Below are 20090 nucleotides of genomic sequence, written 5' to 3'. Positions count from 1 at the left end.
TTTCGTACCGCCTGAACAGATCGATTCATAAGGAAACTATTTTTGATGGCCTGATAGGTAGAATGGTGGAACATCCACCAGTGAATTATGGAAAATTAAAACTCTGTAATTAACGTAGTAACTCTATTAAAATTTAAAAATGAATAAAATAACAATCGACTGTAATAAATAGTTCCTGAAAATATACATTTTTTATAGAAAAACTAAAATTGCTTATTTTAAGCAATCGATTACTTTAAATGATTTACAAAAATTAGTATTAAACTAATTTTACGGTTTCGAATAAAAAAATCCTTTTCGGATTTTTTTATTTAAGGACGACTTTTCATAAATTTTCAGTAAAAAATTATGCAAACTGATAAAGCTTTGTTATTATAGTGCAATTGATCACAAAACTAATATAATATGTTTCTATCCAGGGTTTAGATTTTAATTAGTTTTAGTTTTTTCAAATTTTATTGTTTCCATTTGCGTGTTGGGCCAGACAACCGTATGTTCTGGAGAGCAATCAGGATTATCATTTAGTAGTTTCCAAAAATGGAAATGGAAATTTTGAAACTGTCCAGGAAGCTATTAATGCCATTCCTGATTTTAGAAAAGAGGGAAATAAGAATACTTATAACGAATGGGGTATATAAAGAAAAATGGAAAGTAAGAAAACTGATAATGTAGACGGAGTATCTGGGGCAACCGTGCAATGGGAAAAAGGTAAAGGAATTCCCATTGAAATAAATCATGCCGATCCCAGCAAGCAGGCCCTTATGGATTTTAGGGATAGTATTATAAACAATACGCAGCCAAATTCAAATGTCCATACTGGTAAAAAAGCTGCCATTGCTGTGCAGATGGGATTGGATGCCATGTATAATGATGAAATAGTAAGATGGACATGTTTGGATTAAGTATGAATTCAATTATTTTAACTGCCTTTATCATATGATTTTGTGTAGGGATATTTTCTATTATTTAAAGACAAACCGGAGTGCCTACAACTATTTTTATTTTTCTTGATTGTTCCATCCTCCTTAGAAGCCAAGTCACCGATTATCTTGGGACAATTGAAAAAGGACACTCTAGAGACCGGATCTCACCATGACATGCTAAGAAAATACAAAAGAATTCCTTCCCCATTCCTGGGACCTTAGCCCACAAGAAGCCGTTGATTTACAACGGGAACTAAGAAAGAAAATTAGTATAAAGCCTTTGCAGAAAAAGGTAAATTTTATCGGTGGGGCAGATATCTCATTTAACAAATTTTCTGAAACCGTATATGCGGGGATTGTGGTGCTTCGCTATCCTTCTATGGAACTCCATGCCCATTCGCTCGTTATATCCCAATCTAAGTTTCCTTATTTACCGGGACTGCTTTCTTTCCGGGAAATTCCCGCGTTACTGGAAGCCTGGGAGCAGCTTGACCTGAAACCCGATGTTGTGATGGTAGACGGCCATGGGATCGCGCATCCGCGCAGGCTTGGTATTGCCACACATTTTGGGCTGGTAACCGGATATCCCACGCTTGGTTGCGCCAAAAAAGTGTTGACAGGAAGTTATGTAGAGCCTCATTCATCAAAAGGAAGTACCGTTCCTTTAATGGATGGGAAAGAACAAATTGGTATTGCATTTCGAACAAAGGATAAGGTAAAACCAATGATTATCTCTCCCGGAAACCTGCTTGATTTTAAAGATGCGGAATCCCTGGTGTTGTATTCCATTTCGGGCTATCGACTGCCAGAACCTACAAGGCAGGCACATTTGTTTGTGAATAGGTTAAGGAGGGAGGAGATAAGGCCCGGGGTGGTCCATTACCCCTGGAAACAGGGGAAACTATTTTAAAAGTTTTATTTTCTTAGTATTTATAAGCATTTCTACCTGTGAGATTGCACAAAACCCGATAGTCAGAAATTTTGGAATGTAAATTATTATTCCATGGGTAAATAATAATTTACAAATATGGGATAGTACAGGATACAAATAAAAAAATGAAAATTTATATTTAATTTTTCTATTTGTACAATCGATTGTTTTTTTGAAATTTTTAGTAAATTTAATTTATAAAAGCAAAAGAAATATGCTATGAGTAAATTAGCGGGCCTGTTATCGATAATACTAGTAAGCTTTCCGAGTTTTGGCTTTGCATTGCATCAAATATCATCAAATAGCGATAATAATGGTAAACCCCATATAATCTTTATCCTAACCGATGACCAACGCTGGGATGCTTTAGGCTATGCCGGCAACAAACTCATACATACCCCAGAGATGGATAAACTTGCCAAAGAGGGTGCTTATTTTGAAAATGCTCTCGTGACCACACCTATTTGTGCTGCCAGCCGGGCGAGTATACTAACCGGGCTTTATGAACGTACACACCGCTTTAATTTCCAAACCGGAAATGTACGTCAGGAGTATATGGACCGGTCCTATCCTAAACTTCTCAAAGAAGCGGGTTACCACACCGCATTCTACGGTAAATATGGCATACGAGATGATAGCCAGGAAGCAATGTTTGATGATTACGAAATTTATGATCGTAATAACGCCTACGATGACAGGCGTGGTTACTATTATAAAACTTTAGGAAAAGATACGGTGCATCTTACCAGGTATACCGGTCAGCAAGCGATTGATTTTATTGAAGCTGCCCCTGCTGATAAACCTTTTTGTCTCTCCTTGAGTTTTAGTGCGCCCCACGCGCATGACCCTGCTGAAGATCAGTATTTCTGGCAAACCACTACTGACGGGCTTTTGCAAAACATCACCATGCCCGAACCAAAACTGGGAGAAGATAAGTATTTTGAGGCACAGCCTAAATATGTACGCGATGGTTTTAACCGTTTACGCTGGACCTGGCGTTATGATACTCCTGAAAAATATCAACATAGTGTCAAAGGATATTACAGGATGATTTCCGGTATTGATCTGGAAATTGCCAAAATACGCGAGCAACTTAGAAAGAAGGGAATGGATAAAAATACTATTATCATCCTGATGGAAGATAATGGGTATTTTCTGGGAGAAAGACAATTGGCCGGGAAATGGTTGATGTACGATAACTCTGTACGTGTGCCCCTAATCATTTTTGACCCACGTCAAGAAAAACATCAGGATATAACAGAGATGGCACTTAATGTAGATGTGCCTTCAACAATTTTGGATTATGCAGGCCTAAAAATACCAGAAAGCTGGCAGGGCAAAAGTCTGGTGCCCTTGGTTAACGAAAAGAAAAATACCCTGGCCCGGGATACGGTGCTTATTGAACATATCTGGAATTTTGAACATATCCCTCCCAGTGAAGGTGTACGAACTAAAGATTGGAAGTATTTTCGGTATGTAAATGACAAAGCGCATGAGGAATTATACCATCTCAAAAAGGATCCTGACGAAATAAATAATCTGGCAAATGATGCCAAATACGCAGATGTTCTTAAAAAGCTGCGAAACTCATGTGACCGTCTAATTGCTGAAAAAAGCGATACCTATGCTGAGGGTCCTAGTGATCTTTCCGTAGAATTTATTCGTCAGCCTCAAGGGATTAAAATAGTTGATGCCACACCAGAATTTAGCTGGGTTGTACCGGAAGGAGCAGTTTTTCAGTCGGCCTACCAGGTTTTGGTCGCTTCCACCCGGGAGAATATCGATAATAACAACGGGGATGTTTGGAATAGTGGCGAGGTGCGCTCTGCAGCTTCGGTAGGAATTGAGCACCAGGGGGAGAAGCTCCGGGCGGGCGAAACCTACTTCTGGAAAGTAAGGGTGTGGGATGAGGATAACCGGCTTTCAGATTATTCAACTTTACAAGAATTTACAATAGGTAAACCGGGCAAAATGATCACAACCCCCAACAGTTTCCAGATTGACAGCATTCAACCGAAAAACCTAAAAAAAATTGACGATAAAAGCTACTTTATCGATTTTGGTAAAGCCGCTTTCGCCACGATGGAATTTGAATATGATGCAAAAGAAGATCACATCCTCACCATTCATATAGGTGAACAACTGAATGGGGACAGACTCAACCGCAAGCCTGCCGAAAAAAGCCATATTCGTTATCAGGAAATTCAGGTTCCTGTGAGCCCTGGAAAGAAAAAATACCAGCTTCCCGTTAAAGTGGACGAGCGCAATACGTTGCCCAATAAAGCAGTTGCCCTTCCAGATTCCTTTCCGGTACTGGTTCCATTCCGCTATGTGGAAATTGAGAATGCCCTATCAAAGCTAAATGCAGAAGATTTTACGCAATTGGCTTTTCATGGTTATTGGGAGGATGATGCAAGTAGTTTCAACAGTTCAGATGAAATTTTAAATCAGGTATGGGAACTTTGTAAATATTCTATTAAAGCAACCACATTTGCCGGCCTTTATGTAGATGGGGACCGGGAGAGGATTCCTTATGAAGCTGATGCCTATCTCAATCAGCTAAGCCACTATACCACAGACCGTGAATATGCAATTGCCAGAAGGACTATCGAATACTTCATGGAACATCCCACGTGGCCAACCGAATGGCAACAGCATGTTGCATTGATGTTTTGGGCAGATTATATGTACACGGGAAATACGGAACTCATTGAAAAATATTATGAAGATTTAAAATATAAAACGCTTTACGAACTTTCGAATGGAGATGGATTGATTACTTCCACAAAAGTAACACCGGCATACATGCAGAAATTAGGCTTTGAAGAGAACTACTCAAAACCACTTACCGACATTGTAGATTGGCCTTCTGCTGGTTGGGGCGGGGACGCAAGTAACAAAGGCGAACGCGATGGCTATGTTTTTAAAGATTACAACACTGTTATTAATGCTTTTTACTACCAAAACATGGGGATTATGGCTGAATTTGCTAAGAAATTAGGTAAATATTCGGAAGCTGCAGATTTTGAACTTCGTGCTTTAAAAGCCAAAAAAGCGGTAAACGAACAAATGTTTGATGCTGAAAGGGGTATTTATACAGATGGAATTGGTACAGACCATGCTTCCCTACACGCCAATATGTTGCCTATGGCTTTTAACATGGTGCCTGAGGCACATATAAAATCTGTTATAAAATTCATTAAATCACGGGGAATGGCTAGTAGTGTATATGGTTCCCAATACTTACTGGAAGCTTTGTACAATGCCGGAGAAGCTGATTATGCCCTGGAGTTGCTCACTTCTACTTCAGATAGAAGTTGGTACAATATGATTCGTGTAGGCTCTACTATGACTTTGGAAGCCTGGGATATAAAATACAAGAACAACCTGGATTGGAACCATGCCTGGGGCGCAGTACCCGCAAATATAATTCCCCGTGGCTTATGGGGGATTCAGCCCAAAGAACCTGGATATAAGGTTGCCACGATCAAACCACAAATGGGTACCCTAAAAAATAGCAGCATAGAAGTGCCCACTTTAAAAGGGATAATCAAGGCAGATTTCAAGTATTATAATGACCGGAAAGAAACTTATACATTGAGCATTCCAGCCAATATGGTAGCTGAATTTGTCCTTAAAACAGAAGAAGGTAAGGTGATAATGCTCAATGGAAAAAAAGCACCTTCAGCCTTTGAAACAATACGGTTGACGCCAGGAACACACACAATTGAAGTGGTGGTAAATTCATTTTAAGAGTAAAATTAGGAAATAGGAACTTACATAAATCATAAATGAAAAAATTATATATTTTTTACGTCTTATTAATGATTTGTTTTACAGCTTCGGCACTTGGAGCTTGGGTGTTCACCTAAAGTCAGATAATAATAAAGGAGACTTTTTAGAATTTCAAATTACCGGATAGCAAAAAGGACTTGAAATTCTTAATTTTTAAAAGATATATAAAATTATAATTCTAGCAAATAATGAGAAAATTCACTGCACTTTATTTAAGCATTTTGGGAATGCTACTTTTCCAATCCTGTAAAACGACGAAAAGTATTGAAAAAACAGAAACCGAGGTGAAAATGCTAAAAGCACTGGAATGGCAGGAAGCGAACCCCATCCAGGCACAGAGCCCGACCGATTGGACAAATGGCGCTTATTATACGGGAGTGGCCAAAGCACACCAAAGCACGGGAAATAGAGAATTCCTTACGGCTTTGATTGATATGGGTCAGCGCAACAACTGGCAACCCTGGGAGCGGTACTACCATGCAGACGATCTAGTGATCACCTATCCTTATCTATACTTAGTGACCATTGGCGTAAAAGAAGTTGACCTAAAACCTACTGAAAAAATTATTGAAGAACACTTATATAAACCACATGCCTGGAAAGAGGGAGAAAGGGAGATGGAGAAAATTCTTTGGTGGTGGTGCGATGCCCTTTTTATGGCTCCGCCGGCACTTACCTTGTATGCGGAACTGGAAGACAATCAGAAATATTTGGATGAAATGCACAAATATTATATGGAGACCTACAATTTGCTGTATGATAAAGAGGAGCATTTATTTGCGCGTGATAACCGTTTTTTATGGAAAGGGGAAGATTCCGATAAAAAAGAAGAGAATGGTAAAAAGATCTTTTGGTCACGGGGCAATGGCTGGGTCCTGGGCGGCCTTGCTTTAATTTTAGAGAACATGCCAAAAAATTATGAACACCGGCCCTTTTATGTGAATTTATATAAAGAAATGGCAGCTAAAATAAAAGAGATCCAACCTGCAAGTGGGCTTTGGCATACCAGCCTGCTATCTCCTGAATCTTATGACCACGGGGAGGTAAGTGGAAGCGGCTTCTTTACTTTTGCCCTGGCCTGGGGAATCAACAATGGACTTCTGGATAAAGCAGAATATTCTCCTGTAGTAAATAAAACCTGGAAAGGACTGCAGGCAGCCCAACAGGAAAGCGGAAAAGTAGGTTGGGTACAAAATATTGGTGCCGAACCTAAACCGGCTACAAAAGATAGTTGGCAAAATTATGGTACCGGCGCATTCTTATTGGCGGGAAGTGAAATGCTGAAACTTAAATAAGGATTGCGCATTTAGAATAAGATTTATGCGAAAAGTAAAAAAATTGAAAAGATGCAACGACTTGCTTTTAAAATGCAATTAAAATCGGGCTTTAGAGAAGAATATATTAAAAGACATAGTGAAATATGGCCAGAGCTTAGAGTCTTGCTCAAGGAAGCTGGAATTAGTGAATATTCTATTTTTTTAGATGAAAAAACAAATACGCTGTTTGCATTTCAAAAAGTGACCGGGAGTTCGGGTTCACAAGATTTGTCCGGGTATCCTGTGGTTAAGAAGTGGTGGAATTTTATGGCAGATATTATGGAGGTAAATCCCGATAATTCCCCGATTTCTACAGCCTTAGAAGAAGTTTTTTATATGCAATAACCGCGTTTATGAACTGGAAACTTATGAACATAGTATGTAACCAAAACTTAGGGATTTTCTTGTTCCTCTTTGTTCCATATTTTGGGGTTTCACAAAATCTGGAGTTTCAGGACGAAAAAGAAGGCCTCCTTTTACTTGAAAATGGGCAGCCGCGATACTTTTATCGCAGCCTTCCTTATGGGAATAGTGAATTCACCAGGGCAAATTATATCCATCCGCTTTATGGACTTGATGGGGAAGTTTTAACCGAAGATTTTCCGGAGGACCATCCACATCACCACGGGATTTTTTGGGCATGGCACCAGTTGTATGCTGAAGGAAAAAGGATTGCCGATCCCTGGTTGAACGAGGGGATAACATGGCGGGTTGTGGATACTGAAACCCAGATTAAAGAAAATAGGGCATTACTATTTTCAGAAATTGAATGGATCGAGGTTGAGACTGATAAAGTTGTGATAAAGGAAGATTTAATTGTTGAGTTTGAGCGAATCGGGAAAGATATGTTTAGCCTTAATTTGGATATTGAATTAACAGCTTTGATTGATGGGGTTGCGATAGGAGGTTCAGAAGATAAAAAAGGCTATGGTGGTTTTTCTGCCCGTATCAACCTTCCGGAAGATGTAAGTTTTAGATCCAGAAAGGGAAATGTGGAGCCGACAAACCTAGCTCTGGAAGCCGGCCCATGGATAGATATTTCGAGGAATTTTGGTTCTTCTCGAAATGATCCTTCAGGAATTACAATTATGGGGGAACCGACAAAACTACCCTCGTATAAGGGATGGATATTAAGAAATGCCAACAGCATGCAAAATATGGCATTTCCAGGCCAAACACTGATTGCTATTCCTAAAGGGGAAACTTTAAGGTTCAGAAATCAGCTTTTAATCCATCGTAATTTAAATATCTGTGAAATTGATGAGATGTATAAAAAATTCAGCAATTAAGGATGAAACGGAAATAACGGCGCTGTCATGGTATTTGGTGTAAAGCAGCTTAATGTTGTGACATTAGGCCAGATGAATGAATATCAATTTGTACCGGACAGCGGGGAATATAAAAATGTAGATTTTGATAAATAATTTATGTATAAAAGATTAACCAACGAACTATGAAAAACAATAGCACACAGGATGGGGAAGCCAACAAAATTTCGCGTAGAAAATTTGTTCGAAACACGTCAATGGTTTTCGGGGCCATTAGTATTGTGCCTCGATTCGTCCTGGGACGCGGCTTTACCGCTCCAAGCGATAAAATTAACCTTGGTTATATAGGCCTGGGGAAACAGGGGAATATTTTGGCCAGTAAGTTTTTAACTAATACAAACGCACAAATAGTGGCGGGAAGTGAAGTATGGGATACTAAACGTACTTTTTTTAAGACTAATGTAGAAGCTATGTACGCCCAGCATAGGAACACAGCAGCATATAAAGGTGTAAGGACCTATCTGAATTATCAGGAAATGCTCGAACGTAAAGATATTGATGCAGTGGTGGTAGCGACTCCAGATCATTGGCATGCCCTGCAATGTATAGACGCTATGAAGGCAGGTAAAGATGTGTTTTGCGAAAAGCCCCTTACCAATACGATTAAAGAAGGAAGACAAATTGTAGATACCGCTGAAAAAACAGAAAGGGTTTTTCAAACAGGAAGTATGCAACGTTCCTGGGATCGGTTTATAAAAGCGAAAGAACTGGTTAGTTCTGGTGCTTTGGGCAATATTAAAAAAGTACTGGTAAATGTGGGCGACCCTGCAATAAAATATAATCTTCCCCCAGAACCATTGCCAGAAGGTATAGACTGGAACCTGTGGTGCGGCCCTGCACCGCTTTTGGGATATAACGATAAAATTGCCCCAGCCATAGTCAAAACCTATCCAGACTGGCGAAATTTTGAAGAAACAGGGGGTGGCATCTTATCCGACTGGGGTGCTCATATGTTCGATATCGCCCAGTGGGCACTGGGAATGGACCATACAGGGCCGGTTACCTACATCCCACCTTCAAACCCTACAGCGGTTCGGGGCTTAAAAATGTTTTATGAAAATGGCGTAGAAATGGTGCATGAAGACTTTGGCAGGGGCTGGGCCGTACGTTTTATAGGAACTGAAGGTAGTCTTGATGTAAGCCGGAGCTTTTTGGAAACCACTCCCAAAAACTTGATGGGCAGCACTATTGATACTGAATTCAAAGGCCAAAACAATCATTATCAGGACTGGTTATCGGCAATTAAAACCCGCGGACAAACTATTGCCCCGGCAGAAATAGGGCATCGAACGGCTACGATTTGCAATGTTGCCAATATCGCCTACGACCTAAATAGGCCTTTAAACTGGAACCTTAAAAAAGAGCGGTTTAAAGGAGACCGCCAGGCCAATAAAATGCGAAAAAGGCATAATCGTGATTTTGAATAAATTTTTTTATGTATGTCTAAAATAACTGGAAATGGCTTCCAAACAAGGCTGTTGCAAATAGGGAATCTAGGCAGAGAAAAGAAAAATTAACCTAAGAATTTTAATAGATTTTTATTCATTAGTATATAATCAGCAATAAATGAAATTTAAGTACATTTTTATTGGTATAGTTACATTCCTAATGAATATAGGCTTATACGCTCAAAATCAGGATTTAAAGCTCCTTGCTTTCTCAAAAACAAGTGGCTTCAGGCATAAATCCATCCCCGCCGGAAAGGCGTTTTTAAAGCAGATGGCCCAGGAAAATAACTGGAAGATCGATTTTTCTGAAGATTCCAATATTTTCAGCAATAATGGCTTAAAGGGCTATGATGTACTGATTTTTCTAAATACCACCGGCGATATCCTTAATGAACAACAAGAGGAAGGATTAAAGAAGTTCCTGGCGGTAGGTAAAGGCTTTGTAGGGATCCATTCCGCTTCAGATACCGAGTTGGACTGGCCCTGGTACAATGAAATGGTTGGGGCTGCTTTTAAGGACCATCCCAAAGTGCAGGAAGCTAAACTCATGATTTCAAAAGAAACAGGTCATCCCGCTGCTTCCAGTTGGGATGATACCGAATTTTTCAAAGATGAATGGTATAATTTTCGGGAGCCTGTAGGAAAACATGTGAATGTCCTGGCTACTTTGGATGAACGTAGTTATGAAGGCAAGAGAATGAACATGGAGCATCCTATAAGTTGGTACCACCATTATGATGGCGGCAAGATTTTTTATACCGGCCTGGGCCATACCGATGAAAGTTATGCCGACCCCCGCTTTTACGATCATGTACAGGGCGGGATACGCTGGGCAGCTGGGATTGCTGAAATTGAAGGGAATAAAAATAAAAAATGGACTTCCCTGTTAAATGAAGACCTTCATGATAATTGGGATATTTTTATGGGAGTGCCCCATGCTAGCGTAAAAGGACTGGATAAGGTAGATCCCCAGAGCGATGGTAAAAATGGCAAAGCATTGGGGTTGAACAAAGATCCTAAAAATGTATTTCTCATAGAGATGCAAGACGGGGAGCCCTTACTCCATATTTCGGGGGAAATCTATGCTGCGATTACTTCTAAAAAAGAATATGAAAATTACCATTTAAAACTTGAATTTAAGTGGGGTGAAAAGAAATGGGAGCCACGTTTGCAAAGAAAACGCGACAATGGTATCCTTTACCATGCTACCGGACCATTTAGGACTTTTTGGAATGTGTGGATGCAATCCCAGGAATTTCAGGTTCAGGAAGGGGACATGGGCGATTATTATGCCCTGGGGAATACCGAAATGGATATCCCTTCAATAAAACCTGAAGGGAATAAAGAATTTGATTATAAAAAAGGAGCACCATTGAATCGATTTTCGGCAAATACAAAAGAGTTTATGAACCATGCCAATAAGGGTTTTGATAATGAAAATCCGCATGGGAAATGGAATACCTTAGAGCTTATTTGTTATGGGGATACCAGTTTGCACATTGTTAATGGCAAAGTGGTCATGGCGCTTTACAATTCCAGATATAAAAACAAGGATGGAAAACTTGTGCCTTTAACAAAGGGGCATATCCAGATACAGAGTGAAGCTGCCGAAGCTTTTTACAGGAATATTGAAGTTAAACCTATATCTAAATTTCCCGGGAAGTATAAGAAAGAACTACGAAAAAAATAAAATTACGTATTTATGAAAGTATCTAAATTTTATTTTGGTAAAATCCCCGGCAAGTTTGAAAATGAAAAATTATACGCTGCCCTAAAATAATTAAATGGATTTTAATTCGAACTTTGTAATATGTAATTGATATCCTTTTTAAGGCGGATTATATTTTAGAATAAATTTTAATATTAAATGAAGAAATTGAAAATATTTTATGGATAAAGTAATCACCTTCGGGGAAATCATGTTGCGTCTTTCTACCGGGAATAATCTGAGATTTTCCCAGGCCAGGGAATTTACTGCTAATTACGGTGGTGGGGAATACAATGTTGCCGTTTCGCTGGCCAATTATGGCATTAAAACTGAATTCGTAACCCGCTTGCCAGAAAATGAACTTGGGAATATTTGCTTGGCAGAAATGCGAAAAAACAACGTAGATAGCAACCACGTAATTTCAGGAGGAAGCCGATTGGGACTTTACTTTTTGGAAACCGGCGCGGCATCCCGGGGCAGCAGTGTGATCTACGATCGGGCATATAGCGCTTTTTCTGAAATTGAGCCGGGAATGGTAGATTGGGAAGAGGTATTTAAAGGAGCTACCTGGTTTCATTGGAGTGGAGTAACCCCAGCGGTTTCCCAAAGCGCTGCAGAAGCCTGTCTGGAAGCGGTTAAGACAGCCAGCAAAATGGGACTGACCATCTCAGCCGACCTTAATTATCGCTCGAAACTTTGGAGATACGGCAAGGAACCGAAAAAGGTCATGCCCGAATTATTGAAATATAGCCATGTGATCCTGGGCGATCTGGATACAGCTTTTTTTATGCTGGGTGAAAAATCAGTAAATCCAGATTATCAAAATGCTGATTCTTTACCCGAATTATACAATCGATTGTTTGATAGGTATCCTGATTTAAAACTGATGGCCACCACTCTGCGCTATTCGGTAAATGCCTCCCACCAAAGAATTGGCGGGATCCTTTACGATGGGAAAAAAGTCCATACGGCTGAGGTTAGGGACGTCGCTCCAGTAGTAGATCGTGTAGGCAGCGGAGATGCTTTTATGGGGGGATTGATTTACGGGCTAATAAGCGCTCCGGAAGATACACAACGCAGCTTAAACCTTGCGGTTGCAGCCTGTTGTTTAAAGCATACCATCCCCGGGGATATAAACCTTATTAATTTAACCGAACTAGAAAAAATGGCGGCAGGAGATGCTTCCGGAAAGGTTATCCGTTAAATACTTAATTTTAAAATACTAAATCAAAAAGAATGTCACAATTTACCCGAAACGAAGTAGTCCGGATAATGCAGGAAACAGGACTGGTCCCACTTTTTTATCATTCCGATATCGAACTGGGAAAGAAAATCCTTAAAGCATGTTATGATGGCGGGGCGAGATTATTAGAATTTACTGCAAGGGGCGATTTTGCCCACGAAGTTTTTTCAGAATTGAACAAATATGCCATAAAGGAACTGCCCGGGATGGCACTGGGCGTTGGTTCTATTACCGATGCTGGTGCGGCTTCACTTTATATACAAATGGGCGCGAATTTTATAGTGACCCCAAGCTTGCGGGAAGATATCGCGAAAGTTTGTAATCGGCGTAAGATTTTGTGGTCTCCGGGTTGCGGTAGTCTCACCGAAATCAATGCAGCAGAAGAACTGGGTTGCGAGATCGTTAAATTATTCCCAGGGGCTATTTATGGCTCCGAATTCGTAAAAGCCATTAAAGGACCCCAGCCCTGGACTTCCATCATGCCTACCGGTGGTGTGACTACCGCCGAAGACAATTTAAAATCCTGGTTTGATGCCGGGGTGATCTGCGTGGGAATGGGATCCCAGTTAATTTCTAAACAAATTCTGGAAAAAAGGGATTATATAGACTTAGAAAAGAAGGTGCGGGAAACTCTTGCACTCATAAAAAAGATAAGAAAATAAAACACGTTTGATGAAAACATTTATCCAGGAGGATTTTTTATTACAAAATGAATTTGCAAAAAGGCTCTATCATAATTATGCAAAGGACCTGCCTATAATCGATTACCACAACCATCTTCCGCCAAAAGATATTGCTGAGGATACGCAATTTAACAACATTACCCAGGTTTGGCTGGCAGGGGACCATTACAAATGGCGTGGCATGCGTGCTCTGGGGATAGATGAAAAATTCATTACGGGTAAAGCCAGTGATAAAGAGAAATTTTTAAAGTGGGCGGGGGTGGTTCCCTATACCGTGCGTAATCCTTTATACCACTGGACGCACCTGGAGTTGTTGCGTTATTTTGATATAGACGAACTTTTATCTTCAGAAAATGCGGAACATGTTTATGCCGAAGCTAATAATATCCTGCAACAGGATTCTCATAGTACGCTGGGATTGCTGAAAGGGCAAAATGTAGAATCTTTGTGTACCACAGATGATCCTACAGATTCGCTGGAACATCATAGCCAGATTAAAAAGCAAGCGATAGGTCTAAAAGTATTGCCCACTTTTAGACCAGATAAAGCTTTTGCTGCTGAGAAGGCAGGGTATTGGGATTATATTGAAAAATTAGGCTCGGTAACAAATAGTTCTATTGAGAATTATGATGATCTACTAAGCGCACTGGAAAGTAGAATTGATTACTTCCACAAACATGGTTGCCGACTAGCAGATCACGGATTGGAACAACTATATGTTTTTGAAGAAGGAGCCTTTGATATTCACGCTCTCTTTTTAAAATTGAAAGAAGGAAAAAGTTTGCTTCCTGAAGAAGTCCGGCACTTTAAAATGAACATACTCGTATTTTTAGGTCAGCAATATCACGAAAAAGGCTGGACGCAACAATTTCATCTGGGTGCGATAAGGGATAATAATAAAAGACTGCTTACGCGGTTGGGGCCAGATACAGGATTTGATTCTATCGGGGATTTTTCCCAGGCCAGAGGCTTATCTGGATTTTTAAATTTGTTGGACAGTACGAATCAACTTCCTAAAACGATACTTTACAATAATAATCCTGGCGATAATGAAGTCTTTGCAACCATGGCCGGCAATTTCAACGATGGTACACAAAAGGGAAAAGTGCAGTTTGGTTCGGCCTGGTGGTATATGGACCAGAAAGATGGCATGGAGAAGCAGATCAATACGCTGTCTAATTTGGGGGTGCTTAGTTGTTTCGTTGGGATGTTAACTGATTCCCGCAGCTTTTTATCATTTCCAAGACATGAATATTTTAGAAGGATTTTGTGTAACCTTATTGGGACCGATGTGGCCAATGGGGAGTTGCCTGCCGATGAAAAATGGCTTGGGAAGATTGTAAGTGATATTTGCTATTCCAACGCCAAAGAGTATTTTAAATTCTAGATAGTATGCAGCATACATCGAAGGTAGTATGGGGAATTATTGGTTGTGGCGATGTGGCCGAAGTAAAAAGCGGTCCGGCTTTTCAAAAGCTGAATCATTCTGAATTACATGCGGTAATGAGGCGTAATACTGAAAAAGCTCAAGATTTTGCTTCAAGACATCAGGTACCTAAATGGTATAATAATGCAGATGAGCTTCTTAAAAATGAATATATAAATTCGATATATATCGCCACCCCGCCATCTACACATTTGGAATATACCATACGGGCTCTGGAAGCCGGTAAAAATGTTTATCTGGAAAAGCCAATGGCACTTTCTTATAAGCAGGCAAAAAAAATTACTGCTGCTGTAGAAAAGTATAATTCGAAACTCACACTTGCCCATTATAGGCGACACTTACCAGCTTTTTTAAAAGCAAGACAACTTTTAAATAGTGAAGTAATTGGGGAAGTACGTTTTGCAGACATTCAGGTGCTGCAGCCTATAAAATCTGCGCTTGTGGCAGATTCTGAAACAAACTGGAGGGTAGATTCGGCTATATCTGGAGGGGGATATTTTCACGATTTGGCACCCCACCAAATAGATTTGATGTGTTACTTTTTTGGCCCTTATGATACTGCGCATGGATTTTCGGCTGGCCAGGACAATACCTATAAAGCCGACGATATAGTGAACGGGATTATTTCTTTTCAGAATGGGGTGCAGTGTCGGGGAGTGTGGTGTTTTAATACTGCTGAAGAAAATAAGAAAGAATCCTGTATCATTTATGGTAGCAAGGGCAGGATTGAATTTTCTTTTTTTGGAGACGTGGTAAAGCTGATTATGGAGAATAAAACAGAAGAATTCCGTTTTAAAAATATACCTCAGGTCCAGCAACCTATGATTGCTCGCACTATAGGTTATTTTCTTGGAAAAGAATCAAATCCTTGCAGCTCGGACGAAGGCTTGCAGGTTGCCAAAATTATGGATATTTTCTGTGGTATTTCCGTTTCGTAAATAGGTGTATTTTTCCAAAAATATTTGAGATAAGCATATTTATTTTTGGATATAAACCAGGTTTCCGGCTTTTGAAAAGCAGAAACTCTACAGAAAAATGGATATAAAAACCGCCCAGATATTAAAATCTGGGCGGTTTTGCTTGATTAAGGCTTCAAGTTATTTCTGAGCTAATGATTAAAGATCAAACTGTCTCGGCAACCAAAGGCTTAATTCCGGGATATAAGTGATTAAAAATAATACTACAATCATTATTATAAATAGGGGCATCAGCGGTTTTATAACCTTTTGGATGCTCAAATCGGCCACGCTACAACCTACAAAGAGTACAGAGCCTACCGGTGGGGTGCATAAGCCTATACATAAGTTTAAAATCATTATAATCCCAAAGTGAATAGGATCTATTCCAATATTGGTGACAATAGGTAAAAATATGGGCGTGAAAATAAGTACTGCGGGGGTGATGTCCATAAAAACCCCTACAAATAATAAAATAAGGTTTATAATTAAAAGGATTACGATAGGGTTATCGCTAATCCCCAAAAGGGTACTGCTTAATTCCTGCGGAATATTTTCATATGACATGACCCAGGACATCGCAATAGAAGTAGCAATCAACAAGAGTACAATAGCCGAAGTTTTTATGGTCTCCAGTAAAATAGGGGAAACATCTTTCCAGCTGATTTCTCTATAAACCGCGGCAAGTATAAATGTGTAAACTACGGCAATGGCTGAAGCTTCGGTAGCGGTAAAATAACCTGCTACAATTCCACCAATTACCAGTACCAATAAAAAAAGACTGGGTAAGGCATCTAAAAACCGCTTGAAAAATTCTTTTATCCCAACGGCTTTATCGGTAGGGTATTTTTTTATGATAGAGTAAATGGCAGCTACCATCATCAAAGACAGACCAATTAAAATCCCCGGAACATAGCCCGCCACGAACAAAGCTGCGATAGAAACACCACCACTGGCCAAAGAATAAATGATTAAAACATTACTTGGCGGAATGATCAAGCCGGTGGTAGCGCTCGTAATATTTACTGCTGCACTAAACGATTTGTCATATCCGTCTTTTTCCATCATAGGGGTCATAAATCCTCCTATAGCTGAAGCTGCTGCCACGGCAGAGCCTGAAATAGCCCCAAAGAGCATACAGGAAATGATATTAACAAAAGCGAGGCCACCCGGTAAAGGCCCCACGATGGCTTTGGCAAAATTTATTAGGCGCACCGCGATCCCCCCGCGGTTCATCACTTGTCCTGCCAGTATAAAAAACGGGATAGCCAGCAGGGTGAAACTGTCTAAAGAGGTGGCCATACGCTGCGCCAGGGTAGTAACCGATGGCAAAACAGACATGGTGCTTAGCACCGTAAGAAGTGCAGCTAATCCAATGGCATATGCAATAGGCACCCGTAATGAAAGAAAAACAAGAAAGCTTAGGACTAATATTAAAATTTCAATATGATTCATTTTTTAAGCTTTTTTGAATTATTGACTTTTTCACTGAAAATAAATATGGTATAATAACAGGTAAGTATTCCCGAAATTGGCAGGGCGAGGTAGATATAACCCAAAGGAATTTCTAAAGCTGCAGAAGTTTGCTCAAACTGGAATGTGAGAAGACATAGCCTTATACCGCCAATAATCATTACAGCAAATGCAAAAATGAAAACCGAAATATGGACAATAGCTTCATAAAACAGCCTGTTTTTTTCTACTGCTTTTTCAGGAATGAGATCTATGGCAAGGTGGAGGTTTTTTCCGGTAGCGTAAGCAGCTCCTAAAAGACCAAGCCAAATAAGGGAGAAACTGGAAATTTCATCGGTAATGGTGCTGGGGTCTTTTAATATAAACCTTGAAAATACCTGCCATACTACACTTATCAACATCAGGGAGATGATGAAAATAAGTATTTTTTCCAATAGGGAATCAATGCTTGCTTTCATTATTTTGTGGCTTTTATTTTTTTGATGAGTTCTAACATTTCAGGTTGTTCTTTGAACATATTTATAATTACTTTAGTTTTTTCTTCAAAAGGCTCAATATCAGGATAGATGACGTTCACACCGGCTTTCTTGATTTCTTCCAAAGATTCTTTTTCCGAAGCAGCCCAGAGTTTACGTTGTGCGACCGTAGATTCGGCTGTGGCTTCCTGTAACCATTTTTTTTGCTGTTCTGTTAAGATTTCCCAGGTATCAAGGCCAATAAGGAGGACATCGGGAACAGCGGTATGTTGGTCCATACTGTAGTATTTGCAAACTTCGTAATGCTTGGAAGTGTAGAAACTCGGTAGATTATTTTCGGCTCCATCTACTACCCCTTGTTGCAACGCGGTATATAATTCCCCATAAGAAATTGGGGTTGGCGCTCCGCCTAAATCATTTACCATGGCTACGGCCATATTACTTTTTTGCACCCGTATTTTGAGGCCTTCCAAATCTTTAGGTGAATTTATAGGGTTTTCTTTAGTATAAAAACTCCGGCTGCCGGCATCATAAAAAGTTAAGCCACGAAGCCTGAATTTATTCCCTTTATTTAGTAATTCCTGGCCTATTTCGCCATCAAAAACCTGAAAAGAGTGCTCCTTGTTCCTAAATAGGTAAGGCACACTAAAGACCTTGTATTCAGGAATAAAGTTTTCTAAAACTGCGGCAGATACCTTGGTAATGTCCAGACTCCCAATTTGTAGTAATTCCAGGGTCTCCCGTTCCCCGCCCAACTGGGCACTGGGATAAATTCGGAGTTTTAGTTTTCCCCCAGACTTTTCCTCCAAACGTTCCCCAAGAATTACCATCGCCTTATGCACTGGGTGTTGTGTATCCAGGCCGTGTGCCAACCTCAATATTTTGATTTCCTTGTGAGAATTGCAGGAAATAACCCCTAAAAAGAGTAAGAAAACAGGAAAAAGAAATCTATGTTTCATTCATTATAAAATTTGTGGACCAATACGATTATAAGTTCATTTTTTAAATGATATCTATAGATATTGGTCTTTTTGTTATGTCTATTAAGACTCAAAGTTAATTCCCTTGGGAAAAGCCCAATTGAGTGAATTTTGCCGCCGGCATCTCAGTATTTCAAATCCCAATTAGAGAATGAAAGTTTAAACCAGTTCGCTAGGCTCATACTATTTTTCGGCTATTACTTCAACACTAAGGGGTGAATTTATTTTTTCAGAAAAAGAAGTTAGGTAATTTTCCCATGCTTCTTTTGTGGTAAACTCTCCGCTTTCTTTCCAGCTAAAGCCTGCATAATATACCACTTCGTTATTCCTGGTTTTTAAATGCGCATACAGGTTGCTTAAATCTTTTCTGGAAGTAACGTATTTGTCAAATCCCAATAAAGTATTTCCGGGAGCTACGATCCCAGTCCCCAATTCTGAACCTTCATGGGGTTCCCAGTAACTTACCCATCCCTCTTTTTTGGAGGTCGTAGTTTCTCCTTGATTCTCATGCAGGGTCACGCCCACCGACAAGGTATCTACTTTGTCCACCAAAATTTTGAACTTAGATAGGTTGCTTCCATAATCCAGGGAAATATGCTTTTCTTCTGAAAATTTTTGTCCGCTGCTATCCACGGCTTTGTATGTTAAAACAAAGCTAGTTCTTATGGGGCCATTGGTAATGGTTTTCCATGAGTCAAAATTGGTATTACTAAGGTAGGTACTGTCTTTCTTTAGAGCCGTCCCACCAACCCCGCGGCTGGCACCAACGTGATAGTTATCCAGGCCTTCGCCGGTATCTTCATGGTAACTTCCTTTTCCGGTCACGGTTTTCTCATACCATTTGTCTATAATAGGATATTCCACTTTTTTGAGCCAGGCATCAATCCCGCTGGAAAGTGTTCCTCCTTTAATATTGTCTTCAACCATTTTACGGGCAGTAGGTCCGTAAGTCCTAAAAGCAACCTTGTTATTTTCCCAGGCATAATCGTCCGTTCTTTCGGGAACGAATCTTGAAAAACAACGATTTATAGTGTCTTTTTTTCTTAAGGTGGCTGTTTTTATAACTTTGAATTTTTTTTCTGAAAGGCTTTCCATAGGGGGCTGGAATAATAGCAAATCTATAGTACCATCCCCATCTTCATCTACAAATTGAGAGGTTAAAGTGTCTTTGGTTTTCAAATTTAAAATTTGAAAGTATTGCAGAGAATCGTCGATATTTAGGTTAAGTTTCCGTGTATCGACTTCTACTGTTTCAAAAGACCTATCTATTTTTAATGGGTTTTTCACCAAAATAATATTTTCAGTCTCTTGTTTTTCAGCACAGGAATGAAGAAGGGCAATAGTTGATAAACTTAGCAGTGCTTTAAAAAAATGTTTCATTAT

The 20090-nt window shown here is 39.8% G+C and carries 16 protein-coding genes and 1 pseudogene; 13 read left to right on the top strand and 4 right to left on the bottom strand.

The genetic code is table 11. From position 1 onward, the window contains the following. Positions 1 to 458: 458 nt before the first annotated feature. The 13 genes and pseudogenes from DHD80_RS02425 to DHD80_RS02365 all read left to right on the top strand — a co-directional run bounded on the left by DHD80_RS02425 (position 459) and on the right by DHD80_RS02365 (position 15760). Positions 459 to 638: a hypothetical protein gene (locus tag DHD80_RS02425; RefSeq protein WP_251739315.1), complete on the top strand. Its 180-nt coding sequence runs from the start codon at positions 459 to 461 to the stop codon at positions 636 to 638. A gap of 6 nt (positions 639 to 644) precedes the next feature. Further along, positions 645 to 902, top strand: coding sequence for a hypothetical protein (locus DHD80_RS02420; protein ID WP_251739314.1), 258 nt, complete (start codon positions 645 to 647; stop codon positions 900 to 902). 256 nt (positions 903 to 1158) lie between these two features. Further along, positions 1159 to 1833 (top strand): annotated as a pseudogene (gene nfi / locus DHD80_RS02415) (deoxyribonuclease V); the annotation flags it as partial. A gap of 240 nt (positions 1834 to 2073) precedes the next feature. Beyond that, complete coding sequence (locus DHD80_RS02410; protein ID WP_251739312.1) at positions 2074 to 5607, top strand: sulfatase-like hydrolase/transferase; 3534 nt, start codon at positions 2074 to 2076, stop codon at positions 5605 to 5607. 230 nt (positions 5608 to 5837) lie between these two features. Continuing rightward, positions 5838 to 6944 carry a glycoside hydrolase family 88 protein gene (locus tag DHD80_RS02405; RefSeq protein ID WP_251739311.1) on the top strand — a complete coding sequence of 369 codons (1107 nt, stop codon included), beginning with the start codon at positions 5838 to 5840 and terminating at the stop codon, positions 6942 to 6944. A gap of 51 nt (positions 6945 to 6995) precedes the next feature. Next, the gene (gene rhaM / locus DHD80_RS02400; RefSeq protein WP_251739310.1) at positions 6996 to 7310 is read left to right on the top strand and encodes an L-rhamnose mutarotase; all 315 of its coding nucleotides are present in this window, start codon (positions 6996 to 6998) and stop codon (positions 7308 to 7310) included. A gap of 23 nt (positions 7311 to 7333) precedes the next feature. Further along, the gene (locus tag DHD80_RS02395) at positions 7334 to 8254 is read left to right on the top strand and encodes a DUF6807 family protein (protein WP_251739307.1); all 921 of its coding nucleotides are present in this window, start codon (positions 7334 to 7336) and stop codon (positions 8252 to 8254) included. 164 nt (positions 8255 to 8418) lie between these two features. Further along, entirely contained in the window at positions 8419 to 9720 is a 1302-nt protein-coding gene (locus DHD80_RS02390) for a Gfo/Idh/MocA family oxidoreductase (RefSeq protein ID WP_251739305.1), read from the top strand. Between the two features lie 139 nt (positions 9721 to 9859). Next, positions 9860 to 11431: a ThuA domain-containing protein gene (locus DHD80_RS02385; protein ID WP_251739304.1), complete on the top strand. Its 1572-nt coding sequence runs from the start codon at positions 9860 to 9862 to the stop codon at positions 11429 to 11431. A 199-nt stretch (positions 11432 to 11630) separates the two neighbouring features. Then, positions 11631 to 12653 (top strand): sugar kinase, encoded by a 1023-nt coding sequence (locus DHD80_RS02380; RefSeq protein WP_251739302.1) that lies wholly within the window; start codon positions 11631 to 11633, stop codon positions 12651 to 12653. A gap of 32 nt (positions 12654 to 12685) precedes the next feature. Then, positions 12686 to 13354, top strand: coding sequence for a bifunctional 4-hydroxy-2-oxoglutarate aldolase/2-dehydro-3-deoxy-phosphogluconate aldolase (locus DHD80_RS02375; RefSeq protein WP_251739301.1), 669 nt, complete (start codon positions 12686 to 12688; stop codon positions 13352 to 13354). Positions 13355 to 13364: 10 nt separating this feature from the next. After that, the gene (uxaC, locus tag DHD80_RS02370) at positions 13365 to 14762 is read left to right on the top strand and encodes a glucuronate isomerase (protein WP_251739299.1); all 1398 of its coding nucleotides are present in this window, start codon (positions 13365 to 13367) and stop codon (positions 14760 to 14762) included. A 5-nt stretch (positions 14763 to 14767) separates the two neighbouring features. Continuing rightward, on the top strand, positions 14768 to 15760 hold the full coding sequence (locus tag DHD80_RS02365) for a Gfo/Idh/MocA family oxidoreductase (protein ID WP_251739297.1): 993 nt from the start codon (positions 14768 to 14770) through the stop codon (positions 15758 to 15760). 177 nt (positions 15761 to 15937) lie between these two features. Here DHD80_RS02365 and DHD80_RS02360 read toward each other — a convergent pair whose 3' ends face one another. The 4 genes from DHD80_RS02360 to DHD80_RS02345 all read right to left on the bottom strand — a co-directional run bounded on the left by DHD80_RS02360 (position 15938) and on the right by DHD80_RS02345 (position 20087). After that, positions 15938 to 17233 (bottom strand): TRAP transporter large permease, encoded by a 1296-nt coding sequence (locus tag DHD80_RS02360; protein WP_251739296.1) that lies wholly within the window; start codon positions 17231 to 17233, stop codon positions 15938 to 15940. After that, positions 17230 to 17709 carry a TRAP transporter small permease gene (locus DHD80_RS02355; RefSeq protein ID WP_251739295.1) on the bottom strand — a complete coding sequence of 160 codons (480 nt, stop codon included), beginning with the start codon at positions 17707 to 17709 and terminating at the stop codon, positions 17230 to 17232. Before DHD80_RS02355 ends, DHD80_RS02360 begins: the two co-directional genes overlap by 4 nt. After that, positions 17709 to 18686 carry a TRAP transporter substrate-binding protein gene (locus tag DHD80_RS02350; protein ID WP_251739293.1) on the bottom strand — a complete coding sequence of 326 codons (978 nt, stop codon included), beginning with the start codon at positions 18684 to 18686 and terminating at the stop codon, positions 17709 to 17711. Before DHD80_RS02350 ends, DHD80_RS02355 begins: the two co-directional genes overlap by 1 nt. Before the next feature lie 204 nt (positions 18687 to 18890). Continuing rightward, positions 18891 to 20087, bottom strand: a complete 1197-nt coding sequence (locus DHD80_RS02345; RefSeq protein WP_251739291.1) for a DUF4861 family protein — start codon at positions 20085 to 20087, stop codon at positions 18891 to 18893. Between the last annotated feature and the right edge of the window lie 3 nt (positions 20088 to 20090).

This window comes from Gramella sp. AN32 (genome assembly GCF_023718305.1).
GTDB classification, from domain to species: Bacteria; Bacteroidota; Bacteroidia; order Flavobacteriales; family Flavobacteriaceae; genus Christiangramia; species Christiangramia antarctica.
This window is presented reverse-complemented; position numbering and strand designations above follow the sequence as displayed.